This window comes from uncultured Megasphaera sp. (assembly GCF_958350005.1).
GTDB lineage: Bacteria > Bacillota > Negativicutes > Veillonellales > Megasphaeraceae > Megasphaera.
The window spans coordinates 1-5,299 of sequence record NZ_CATWFF010000137.1 but is presented as its reverse complement, the minus strand read 5'-3'; the positions used below and the strand labels follow the sequence as shown (position 1 = coordinate 5,299).

Here is a 5,299-nt window from a genome sequence, read left to right as displayed (position 1 = left end):
GTAAAGAAACGGTTTCTCCCCAGTCCTGACCACATCAGGCATATTTGAGAGAAACCGCTTTATGACAGGACGCTGCCGGTATAGACAGGCCTGCCGCTACTGTATATGGCGAAGTACGGCGTCGGTCATAGTTGCCGTATTGGCTTTTTTAAACCCATCTTTATACAGATCAGGTGTACGCCAGCCTTCGGCCAGCGCCTTGTCGACGGCCCGTTCGATGGCGCCTGCAGCAGCATCCTGTTTCAGGGAATACCGCAGCAGCATTGCCGCCGAAAGGATGGTCGCACAGGGATTGGCAATGCCCTGTCCGGCAATATCCGGCGCCGATCCGTGAATCGGTTCGTACAGGCTGGTCTGTTCGCCAATGGATGCGGACGGCATCATGCCAATAGAGCCGCCGAGGACGGCAGCTTCATCACTGAGAATATCGCCGAACAGATTGCTCGTGACGATGACGTCAAACTGTTTCGGATTCAGCGCCAGCTGCATGGCGCAGTTGTCGACATACAGGTGATCCAGACGAATGTCCGGATACTGTTTGGCCACGTCGATGACCGTACGGCGCCACAGACGGGATGTAGCCAGCACATTGGACTTGTCTACGGACGTGACGTGGCCGCGCCGCTTCTGCGCCGCTTCCATGGCAAATTTCGTAATGCGCTGTACTTCAGGAACGCTGTAGTTTTCCAGATCCCACGCCCGTTCTACGCCGTTGTGAATTTCTGATTCGCAGCGGTCGCCGAAATAAATGCCGCCTACGAGTTCGCGGACAATGAGAATATCCGTACCGGTAACGATATCCGGCTTGAGCGGCGAATATTCGGACAGGACTGCCGGCACGCTGACCGGCCGCAGATTAACATACAGTCCCAGGGCCTTGCGCAGTCCCAGGACGGCCTGTTCCGGCCGGAGTTTGGGCGTTACATGGTCCCATTTATCGCCGCCGACGGCGCCGAACAAGACGGCATCGGCCTGTTTCGCAGCTTCTACCGTATCTTCCGGCAGGGGCACGCCGCACTGATCATAAGCCGTACCACCGGCTTCTTTCGTCTCAAAAGTCAGTTCGAAGTGATATATGTCTGCTGTTTTTTTCAGTACCTTTACGGCGGCATCGGTAATTTCCCGGCCAATGCCGTCGCCTGGAATGACTGCAATATGGTTTGCCATTTACTTATACTCCTTTACGTAGTTAATGAGACCGCCGGCTTTGGCAATATCCTGAATGAAGCCCGGCAGCGGCGCAGCCTGGAAGGTATCGCCTGTCGTTTCATCCGTAATCTTGCCTGTTGCCACATCGACGGTCAGCCTGTCACCGGCCTTGATTTTTTCCACATCAGCGCCGATTTCCAGCACCGGCAGGCCTACGTTGATGGCATTGCGGTAGAAAATGCGGGCAAAGCTGGCAGCAATGACGACGGGAACGCCAGAAGCCTTGATGGCAATAGGCGCGTGTTCCCGGGAAGAGCCGCAGCCAAAATTATAGCCCCCTACCATGATGTCTCCGTTCTGCACATTGCCGGCAAAGGTTTCATCAATATCGACCATGCAGTGCGATGCCAGTTCCTTGGGATCAAAACTATTTAAATACCGGGCGGGAATAATGACGTCTGTATCAACATTATCGCCATACCGCCATACTTTTCCAGTCATACTCATCTTAGTGAACCTCCTTGGGTCCGGCAATCTTGCCGAGAATAGCACTGGCTGCCGCTACTTGCGGACCTGCCAGATATACTTCACTGTCTACATGTCCCATACGGCCGCGGAAATTGCGGTTCGTCGTGGATACGCACCGTTCGCCGGCTGTCAGGATGCCCATATAGCCGCCCAGACAGGGACCGCACGTCGGCGTCGATACGGCGCAGCCGGCGTTGATAAAGGTTTCGATGTAGCCGGCTTTCATGGCGTCCATATAGACCTGCTGGCTGCCGGGAATGACGATGCACCGCACGCGGGGATGGACCTGGTGTCCGGCCAGAATGCGTGCAGCAATAGCCAGGTCTTCCAGACGGCCGTTGGTGCACGAGCCGATGACGACCTGATCGATGGGAATATCGCCGAATGTGCCGATGACTTTGGTGTTTTCCGGCAAATGGGGGAAAGCGACGACCGGCTTCAAGGACGACAGGTCAATGTCCACCGTCCGACAGTAGCTGGCATCGTCATCAGCCGTTACGACGTCATAGTGGTCTACCCGGCCCTGTTCATAGGCAATGGTCTGTTCGTCCACCGGGAATATTCCGTTTTTTGCCCCTGCTTCAATGGCCATGTTGGCAATGGTAAAGCGGTCCGTCATATCCAGGGAAGAAACGCCAGGGCCCGTAAATTCCAGGGATTGATACAGGGCACCGTCGACGCCGATCATGCCGATCAGGGTCAGCATGACGTCTTTGCCTGTAATATCTTCCGGCTTCGTACCGGTCAGGCGGACGTTGATAGCATCAGGAACTTTAAACCATGCTTCCCCTGTCGCCATGGCAACGCCCAGGTCCGTCGAGCCTACGCCGGTGGCAAATCCGCCGAGAGCGCCGTACGTACAGGTGTGGGAATCGGCGCCGATCGTCAGCATGCCCGGTGCCACAATGCCCTGTTCCGGCAGCAGGACGTGTTCGATGCCGACCCGCCCTACTTCATAATAATGAGTAATATGGTGCTTTCTGGCAAAATCACGGACGATTTTGGCCAGTCCAGCCGATTTAATATCTTTATTCGGCGTAAAGTGATCGGGAATAAGGGAAATCTTCGTGTTGTCAAATACGGGACGGCCGATTTTTTCAAATTCCTTAATTGCCGGCGGTGCCGTAATATCATTGGCCAGCACCATGTCCAGCCTGCACGTAATCAAATCGCCAGCCTTTACTGATGGCAGCCCGGCGTGTTTGGCCAGGATTTTCTGCGTCATTGTCATGCCCATATGTCGTAATTCCTCCTGTTCGTACCTGCATCAGCAGGCACATATATACAATATTATGTAGTTGTTACTATGCTGCTGCAATTCTGCCTGCCAGGCAGAGGGTTAATGCTGCCCTGCATGGGCTTTGAATTCGCCGATAACGGCCGGATCTGATTTCAGCGCCCGGAAGCGAACGCGCTGCGCCATGCCGTCCATGCGGTTCAGAGCCGTTACAAAGGCCAGAATGGAGGCAGTAATCGTATCGGTGTCGACACCGGCGCCCCACGTCGTATGGCCTTCCTTGTCGGTCAGGCCAAAGTAGGCAATGCCGCGGGAATCGGAATCGCGGTCCAGATCGTGTTCGCTGTAGGCGAGCTTTTCAAACTCAATGCCGTAGGCGCTGCAGATGGCGTTGCTCACGGCATTGAGCTGCCCGTTGCCGCTGCCTTCCAGTACCACTTCTTCGTTGTTAGCCCGGAGCAGGATCTTGCCAATCCACTTGCCGCCCTTCTTCTGGAGCGAGAAGTTTTCAATTTTCAGAGGCGATTCCGTATTCAGATACTGTTCCTGGAAGACGTGATAAATTTCAGCCGGCTTGAGTTCCTGATGAGCGTGATCCGATACTTCCTTGACGAAATAACTGAAGTCTTCGCGCATTTTCTTCGGCATGTCGATGCCGTAGTTCTGTTCCATAATAAAGCCTACGCCGCCCTTGCCGGACTGGCTGTTAATGCGGATAACGTCAGAATCGTAGGTCCGGCCCACATCATGGGGATCGATGTACAGATACGGGCAGGTCCAGTAGGGATCGTGCGTTTCGTCCCGGAAATGCATGCCTTTGGCAATGGCGTCCTGATGGGACCCGGAGAAGGCGGCAAAGACCAGCTTCCCGGCGTAGGGCTGACGGTCATGGACGTGCATCCGCGTTACCCGTTCATATACTTCCACCAGCTTGGGCATCTGCGAAAAATCGAGTTTGGGATCGATGCCCAGGGCAAACATGTTCATGCCAATGGTGACGATATCGGCATTGCCTGTCCGTTCGCCGTTGCCGAACAGCGTGCCTTCCACCCGGTCTGCGCCGGCAAGGAGGGCCATTTCCGCATCAGCAACGCCGGTGCCCCGGTCGTTATGAGGATGAACGGACAAGACGACGTTGTCCCGGTATTTCAGGTTCTGCGACATATAGGCAATCTGTGCCGCAAAGACGTGAGGCATGGACATCTGTACCGTTGACGGCAAGTTGATAATGGCCTTGCGGTCTGCCGTAGGCTTCCATACATCCAGAACGGCATTGCACACGTCCAGAGCATATTCCGGTTCTGTGCCGGTAAAGCTTTCCGGCGAATATTCGAAGCGGTAGTTGGCACCGGCTTCTTCTGTCAGCCGCTGCAGCAGTTTGGCGCCGTCGACGGCGATCTGCTTGATTTCTTCCCGGGATTTGCGGAACACCTGCTGCCGCTGGGCAAAAGACGTAGAGTTGTAAACGTGGACAATCGCGTTTTTGACGCCCTTCAGAGCTTCAAAGGTCTTGCGGATAATGTGTTCCCGCGCCTGGGTCAGTACCTGGACGGTAACATCATCGGGAATCATATCGTGATCTACGAGATAGCGCAGAAATTCGTATTCCGTTTCCGAAGCAGCCGGAAAGCCGACTTCAATTTCCTTGAATCCCATAGCAATGAGGACGTTGTAAAATTCGATCTTTTCTTCCAGACTCATGGGGATGATCAGTGCCTGATTACCGTCGCGTAAATCTACGCTGCACCATACGGGCGCTTTGTCGGGATACTCTTTCTGTGTCCACGACATATCGACGACAGGAGGCATAAAATATCCTTTTTTGTAATGTTCTACATGCTGCATAGTACCATCTCTCCTATACCTAAAAATCAAATTCAGCCTGTCAATCAGTGACACCATCAAAATAAAAAAAATCTTCCGCCTCTAAAAGAGACGAAAGATTACTCTTACGCGTTACCACTCTCATTCGCATCGCCATTGATGCGCTCTCTGCAGGTACGGACATGACGTCGATACCTTCCTGTCTGTTAACGGCCAGGCCCCGGCTTCGCCTACTGTGAATTCAGCTAGCTGCTTTGAGACGAGTTCACTTCCCTTCCACTGCTGTTTTCCACCAGCCAACAGCTCTCTGCCAGTTTTCAGGAACTTACTAATTCTCTTCAACGCATTTTTATTTTGACTTGTTGATGTGTATATTATCACAGGAAATGGCACTTGGCAAGGGAAAAACGGCCTTTTTTCCAAAAAATTTTAAGTTAAACCTTTAACTTTTCAAGTTTATGAAGACCTGTTATATTGGATACTTCCTGCACGAAAAAAATTTATTTTTTGTAGGTTTGTCAAACATCCGTTACACTTGATTTGGAAAAAGAACGAAGCACT

Annotated in this window: 4 protein-coding genes and 1 other annotated feature; all 4 genes read right to left on the bottom strand. The window is 53.0% G+C overall.

Annotated elements, in window-relative coordinates:
* Positions 1-96: 96 nt before the first annotated feature.
* Complete coding sequence (gene leuB, locus Q3886_RS08100; RefSeq protein WP_301860847.1) at positions 97-1,167, bottom strand: 3-isopropylmalate dehydrogenase; 1,071 nt, start codon at positions 1,165-1,167, stop codon at positions 97-99.
* Positions 1,168-1,656 (bottom strand): 3-isopropylmalate dehydratase small subunit, encoded by a 489-nt coding sequence (locus Q3886_RS08095; protein ID WP_301860846.1) that lies wholly within the window; start codon positions 1,654-1,656, stop codon positions 1,168-1,170. It abuts the gene before it with no gap.
* Between the two features lies 1 nt (position 1,657).
* Entirely contained in the window at positions 1,658-2,914 is a 1,257-nt protein-coding gene (gene leuC, locus Q3886_RS08090) for a 3-isopropylmalate dehydratase large subunit (protein ID WP_301860845.1), read from the bottom strand.
* 102 nt (positions 2,915-3,016) lie between these two features.
* Complete coding sequence (locus Q3886_RS08085) at positions 3,017-4,759, bottom strand: 2-isopropylmalate synthase (protein WP_301860844.1); 1,743 nt, start codon at positions 4,757-4,759, stop codon at positions 3,017-3,019.
* Positions 4,760-4,842: 83 nt separating this feature from the next.
* Positions 4,843-5,089 (bottom strand) — a binding site (T-box leader).
* Between the last annotated feature and the right edge of the window lie 210 nt (positions 5,090-5,299).